Below are 345 nucleotides of genomic sequence, written 5' to 3'. Positions count from 1 at the left end.
TTCTATCTTACCACTTGGAGTTCCTAATCTATTAGTAATTGGGTCATCTCTAAAATCTTTCATTTTTACGAAATTCTTAGCTTCTTTAGGAGCTTTAAATTCTACATAGCCTTTAGCCCAGAACTCATCAAAGGTTGGCATTGATAGGCCACTTGCTGCTGCTTTTTCTCTTGATTGTTCGTAAAAGTATTTAATCCATTCATTTGCAGTTTTACCCTCTGTAAAAGCTTGGTATTTTTCTTCACTAAAATGCTTAATAATTCCACAAAAAATATCATAATCATTTCTTGAGTTATACATAGGCTTTATACATTCTTTCATAGCGAAGATATATTTGTTTGTATG

At 31.6% G+C, this 345-nt stretch carries 1 pseudogene; it reads right to left on the bottom strand.

Annotation, left to right across the window (positions count from 1 at the left end):
- Positions 1 to 321: pseudogene (locus AVBRAN9334_RS10145) on the bottom strand (trimethylamine-N-oxide reductase TorA); the annotation flags it as partial.
- Between the last annotated feature and the right edge of the window lie 24 nt (positions 322 to 345).

Source organism: Campylobacter sp. RM9334, from assembly GCF_020138145.1.
GTDB lineage: Bacteria > Campylobacterota > Campylobacteria > Campylobacterales > Campylobacteraceae > Campylobacter_E.
This window is presented reverse-complemented; position numbering and strand designations above follow the sequence as displayed.